Below are 1,941 nucleotides of genomic sequence, written 5' to 3' on the forward strand. Positions count from 1 at the left end.
TTAGTAATAATGCTAAAATGACGCTTAAAATGAGCAAGCCAGATTTACCACTTTCTTTACCTATTTTTCTACCAACTACACAATTTATGAGAAAACCAATCATTAATATCACCTCATTCAAAATTAAGTGCCTCATTAAAAAAAATCTATCCTTCTATATATAGTATACCTCTTTAAAAAAAATCTATCTTTTTAAAAAAAGTACAGAAATACTATTAAAAATATTTATGCCCGTGAGTATAATGCTCCTTTGAAGCAAATGCTTCTAAAATATGTCATCACAAATGAAAGGTGGTTGCAGTATGACGTAATCAAAAGTTTAAAAATTCATTCATTATTGATAGTTATAGTTACTGCAAGAATTTGCTATCTTTTTAGATTCAATAATTAATTTCGGAGGTGGAGTTGTGACATTAGTTACACAAACATTTAAAAGGGTTATTTTAACAATTACCATGCTCGCTGCTTTATTCGCAGTTGGCCAAAATACTTTTACAAATTCTCCGGTGTTAGAAGCTGGATCAAATGTTTTTTCTGGTGTTGATGCAGGCGGTCAAAAAGTTAACGTACAAAACAACGCGAAGAGCGGTATTTTTAAAGACATGAACGGATTATTAATAATCGCTATGGGATTGGCGGGTTTTGTAGTTATTTTCGCTTTAATCTTTGCTGGGGTGAAATTAGCAACAGCACAAGGTAATCCTCAAAACCGAACACAGGCATTTATTGGTTTAGGTGTAGCGTGTGTTGGTGGTTGGGTAGTTTACAAATGTTTAGTAATTGCAGGATGGGTTGGAGGATTTGGTGGTTAAAATTTAATCACCTTACCTCCTGAGATGGGTTAGGGGGAATAATAGATTACTCTGTACCCATCTTTTTTCTTATTTGTAATAGAAAGTAGGGGTCCGATGCAGAAAATATTTATCTTACGGCAATGGGTTCTCACTTGTATAACAGCATTAATCCTATCCCTTGGGATTGGTCTGCTGCATAACCCCGTGGTTTATGCGGAAGAAGACTTAAAGAAGGCAGAAGATAAGATGGAAGCTTTCAAAGACATTAATGTTTTTGAATCAAAACAAGGTAGCACACCAAATGCAAACACTAATAAGAAATTAAATTCACTATTAATCTTGGCAATGACTGTCGGTGGCTTTGTGGTTGTAGCAAATATCTTAATAGCTGGTATGAAAATTTCTGCATCAGCTAGCAATCCAAACCTTAGAACAAATGGGATATTTGGATTAATTGGTTCAGTAGTAGGCGGATGGATGCTTTACAAGTGCATGTCAATTGTTGGTTGGTTTGGAATGTTTTATAGCAACTCCAAAGGTGGTAAAGAGGGATTAGTTAAGGATTTGAACTCTCTATTAGTGATATTAGGTGGAATAGGTGGTTTTGTAATGATTTATTCGCTAATATACGCAGGCTCAAAATTATCCTTAAGTCAAAACAATCCACATGCAAGGGTTCAAGCCTTTGTAGGCTTAGCTGCAGCTATAATTGGTGGCTATATTATTTATAAATCTTTTACAATTGCTGGATGGGTAGGTGGATTTTAAGGGATCGGTATCAATTAAGTTGTTAGGTTAGGAGGATGTGAGTTGCGAATTGAACAAGTTCCTGTAGATATGTCCAGTGAGCAAAAAGTAATCCTAGGTATTGTTTCTATGAGGCAGTTGATTTACCTAATTGTAGGCGGAACATTTATTTACACGGTGTTCCCAATAATGTGGGGATTATTAGATGGATTTGATTTTTATGTAAAAATAGGGGGCGGATTAATTCCGTGCCTACCAGTTCTGGCTATAGTTGGATATTTAGGGTTTCTAAAAAACAGTAAATACAACATGTTTTATGACTATTATTGGTTAATTCGTCTAGGTGAAAAGTCCCAATATGGCACTTGGAGGAAAGGGTCTAGAGAGTAAAGTAGGAGGT

Annotated in this window: 3 protein-coding genes; all 3 read left to right on the forward strand. The window is 35.2% G+C overall.

Features of this window, described 5'->3' with window-relative positions:
* Nucleotides 1–407 precede the first annotated feature (407 nt).
* The 3 genes from RCF13_RS23435 to RCF13_RS23445 all read left to right on the forward strand — a co-directional run bounded on the left by RCF13_RS23435 (nt 408) and on the right by RCF13_RS23445 (nt 1,931).
* Nucleotides 408–812, forward strand: coding sequence for a hypothetical protein (locus RCF13_RS23435; protein ID WP_016121759.1), 405 nt, complete (start codon nt 408–410; stop codon nt 810–812).
* Nucleotides 813–908: 96 nt separating this feature from the next.
* The gene (locus tag RCF13_RS23440) at nt 909–1,562 is read left to right on the forward strand and encodes a hypothetical protein (protein ID WP_308141582.1); all 654 of its coding nucleotides are present in this window, start codon (nt 909–911) and stop codon (nt 1,560–1,562) included.
* Between the two features lie 42 nt (nt 1,563–1,604).
* Nucleotides 1,605–1,931, forward strand: a complete 327-nt coding sequence (locus RCF13_RS23445; protein WP_308141583.1) for a PrgI family protein — start codon at nt 1,605–1,607, stop codon at nt 1,929–1,931.
* Nucleotides 1,932–1,941: the final 10 nt, after the last annotated feature.

The sequence above is a fragment of the Stenotrophomonas maltophilia group sp. RNC7 genome (assembly GCF_030910085.1).
Classification (GTDB): Bacteria; Pseudomonadota; Gammaproteobacteria; order Xanthomonadales; family Xanthomonadaceae; genus Stenotrophomonas; species Stenotrophomonas sepilia.

Coding starts and splice junctions, on each gene's coding strand:
- RCF13_RS23440 (WP_308141582.1), top strand. CDS start 909: ATGCAGAAAATATTTATCTTACGGCAATGGGTTCTCACTTGTATAACA.